Origin of the sequence: Edaphobacter sp. (assembly GCF_035532915.1) — a bacterium.
In the GTDB taxonomy this organism is placed as follows: domain Bacteria; phylum Acidobacteriota; class Terriglobia; order Terriglobales; family Acidobacteriaceae; genus Edaphobacter.
In genome coordinates this window covers 1-2,985 of sequence record NZ_DATKQC010000383.1, presented here as the reverse complement: position 1 = coordinate 2,985, position 2,985 = coordinate 1, and the positions used below count along the sequence as shown (strand labels likewise).

Annotated in this window: 2 protein-coding genes; both read right to left on the bottom strand. The window is 59.8% G+C overall.

Going from position 1 to position 2,985, the window contains the following annotated elements; translation table 11 throughout:
• The coding region (locus VMU57_RS18345) for an NAD-dependent epimerase/dehydratase family protein (protein WP_325386071.1) at positions 1 to 846 on the bottom strand (846 nt) is incomplete at its 3' end.
• A 100-nt stretch (positions 847 to 946) separates the two neighbouring features.
• Positions 947 to 2,758, bottom strand: coding sequence for a glycoside hydrolase family 9 protein (locus tag VMU57_RS18340; protein ID WP_325386069.1), 1,812 nt, complete (start codon positions 2,756 to 2,758; stop codon positions 947 to 949).
• Positions 2,759 to 2,985 lie beyond the last annotated feature (227 nt).

Here is a 2,985-nt window from a genome sequence, read left to right as displayed (position 1 = left end):
GAGCAATTCGCGCTGGAAGCGGCGGGCAAAAAACTCCGCCGCGTGGAGCACATGGATGGTCTCAGGCCCGGTGACATTGAGTATGCGTGCGGGGGACTCGCAGAGTTCCAGAGAACGCATGGCGTAGGAATTCGCGTCCCCTTGCCACAAGACATTCACGGCGGGTACAGAGAGATCGACGGGTTTGCCCTCGTAAATTTTCCGCGCTATGTCCACGAGAACGCCATAGCGGAGATCGATAGCATAGTTCAGTCGAAAGATCAGGCACGGCGTGTTGAACTTTTTGGAGTAGAACTCGAAGATCCGTTCCCGTCCCAGGCAGGATTGTGCGTATTCCCCGAGCGGAGCCGGAACATCCGACTCGACGCAACCACCCTGTTCCGGGGAAACAAAAGGATAGACATTTCCAGTGGAGAACGCGACGATGCGCGAGTCACGAAAGTGCTCCGCCACCCGCACCGGAACCACAGTATTCATGGCCCAGGTGACCTCAGGGTCCCCCGCTGACCCGAACTTGCGGCCGGCGAGGAAGAGGACATTCTCGACCAGCGGCAGCGCCTTGAGGCTGTCAGGATCGAGGAGGTCGCAAGCGATGGTCTCCACCCCTGCCCCCGCCAGTTTGCGTTCTGCTTCCGAGGACTGAAATCTGGAGACGGCAATCACCCGCGACCTACGGTCTGCGGCGCGCAGGGCGCGGAGTAGCCTTTCGGCCAGCGTGGGCCCCATCTTTCCTCCGGCACCGAGGATCATGGTGTCACCGCGAAGCCTGCGGGCAAAGGCTATATCTGTCTCGCTCGGTTGCGTCAACAAATCATCGAGTTGCTGCTCTGAGGCGAATCGGATCATGGAAAAGATAGGGTACCAAGTTTCGTAATGCGGAAGCGAAGTCTGAAATACGGGCTGAGAATATCCTCCGTCCTCTGTCCCGTCAAGCAGGCGGCCGCGCTCAGTCGCGCAGCCAGCACGCCGCCTGGGCCGCCTGCAGAAAGGGGATGCTCCAATACTCGAGCGTGTTCCATTCAATCGCCGTGGACTCCTCGAGATAAGGCGAATCATCCGGCCTGCCAATGAAGCCGACCATCATGGCGTCAGGGAGCTGCGGAATGCGAAACGAGTAACCGATGGGCTGGCGGTACCCGATGCCCGAAAACAACGATCGGTTGAGGCAATTGTGCCCAAGACACCAATGGAGAAGCCGCTCGGCGGGGCCGCGCCACTGCGGTTGCTTCAACAACGCGGAGGCGCGGGCAAGCAGATGCGCGTGGCTCGTAAGGACTGAGCTCGTCCCGTGGACGATGCCTTGGGGATTGAACGGATGAATGAAGGTTCGCACGCCGCGTCCCGTTCCTGCATCGCGAAAGAGCTGTCGATCGGGATGAGGCGGGTCAAAATATACGCCGTAAGGCGTAAGAGAAAAGGGGTTGCTGATGCAGTCGGCCAGAAGGTAGTTCTCGATGTAGTCGAAGACTGCCTGTCGAGCCTGCGTTGCAACCGGCGTGTCGTGCAAGAGTGAACGCAGCTCCCAGAACCGGAGGAGGGTGAGCGCGGGGTCCGCTGCGAAGGCGATGGAACGGAATCCATCGGACGCGTTTGCCTCTGTAAAATAGCCAGACAATCCCTCCGGAACCTTTGCCTGGCGTCGCATCAATTCCTGCGCCGAGGAGATGAGAGCTGGTAGATCGACCGACGCGTCTCCGGCTGCAAGCAGCTCCAGGTTTCCGCGTAGCTCTGCGGCCAGAAAGAGCGTGCGATTGTCGTGGCGGTGCCGGCGCCCGAAGGCAGCCGCATGCCGGGCAAGTTGCAGGCATCTTTCAGCCTGGGGTGGTTGAAGGTGTCGCGATGCGCGAGCCTGGACGTGAACGAAGGCCCATTGGACCAGGGGATTGTATGCGGTGCGAATCCTGCGTTCGTCGCCTGAGCGAGGCACGTTGTCTGTCCAACGGTTGTCGCTGGCATCGCCGTAGCAGCCGGGATGGTTCTCAAACCACCAGTTGCTTTCGTAGGTAAAAGTACTGTCTGCCGGTGAGCTGCCGCCGGCGACGTCCTCATAGACCTGCCCCTGAGAGTTGATCATGCGATGAAAGTAAACGTTGCCCCACGACACTTCGTCGAGCAGCGAACCAGGTGCAATGCCTCCGCGCTCAAGGTCGTCGCCTAGCCTCTCGCACAGCGTGAGCAGGGCATCGATATGGTAGAGAGTGAAGGCGAGCCACTTGCGGAAGTCGCCAGCGTCATGCCAGCCGCCTGCGGCCGGCAGCGGTGAACCATCGGTGTCGAGGATGCCATCGTCAAGGTGGCAGGCATCGTGGACGCCGAACACCGCGCAGCCACAGCGTTGAGCGCGCAGAAAGCCCAGATAGCTGGCAATGATGCGGTCATAGACGCGAGGGCGAATGGCGAACGGAGCAGAGATCTGCCAATCAGTCTCGATCTGATAACTGCCCGGGGTGTCGAAGCGGCTGAAATCCGCTTGCCACAGGGAACCCCAACGGCTCGAGATCTTTCGCAACTCGCCCTGGTACAAGGGGGGCACCCCGGCCCCCGGCGTTAGCCTTCCACGGAACAGGTCATACGGAGCAGGGAAGCGATCCGAAAAGCCCTCCTGGCTTCCGGCGTCGCGCGGCATGCGAATGCAGTTCTGGCGAAGATAAAACGGGATTACCTCGGGAAGCCCGCCAGCATCCCCCGGCGACAAAGTCAGGACCTTAGGGCTTTCGGGCAGATATCCAAGGTGGCTCAGGCTGAGTTCTATACCCATCAACTATGCACTATTGCGCGACCGTTCTTTGCATGTGGGAACTGAAGCCTTTCGGGCTGCTTCCTTGACGAGTGGCGCAGCGGCGGTTTCCCGCTTCGGTGTGAATTCCTCCAGCGGGAAGGTAATTCAAATAGCAGTTCCGTATTATAGAACTACTTCGAACGACACGCCGTGGTTTAGGCGTCTCTGGAATTCGGCCTGCAAGTGCTTCTGCAGACAATCTCGGG

Bases quoted from the DNA above. Each gene is read 5' to 3' on its own strand.
- VMU57_RS18340 (WP_325386069.1), bottom strand. From the start codon at position 2,758: ATGGGTATAGAACTCAGCCTGAGCCACCTTGGATATCTGCCCGAAAGC.